This window comes from Dellaglioa sp. CoH-57-MRSF-16 (genome assembly GCF_056782055.1).
In genome coordinates, this window is sequence record NZ_JBXAXZ010000169.1 from 1 (window position 1) to 274 (window position 274).

Sequence of the window (274 nt, forward strand, 5' to 3'; positions counted from 1 at the left end):
GCACGCTTCACCAAAACGCGCGTCAGACGTCGCCCCGTAGTTACCGCCCGCCATGTGCCAACCGGGCACGGGTTCCCATTCGCTTTTCTCGTTGCGCTGGGCGGGAACCAGCGACAGCGCGTCCGCGTAATGATTGACGAGCAGCACGGCAGGCGCGTCACTGTCGGGTTCAAAGGGGCCATCGGCGTTGACTACGTTAAGATGCGTTGCCCGCGAGCTAATACCGTCGCGCGTGCAGTCGCGAGCCCCGAACCGGTCCGGTTCCGGCTCAAAC

1 protein-coding gene is annotated in these 274 nt (G+C 64.2%); it reads right to left on the reverse strand.

Annotated features, from left to right (window positions below):
* Positions 1-274: hypothetical protein (locus AC1RPH_RS08315; protein ID WP_481762115.1), on the reverse strand; the 274-nt coding region annotated here is incomplete at both ends.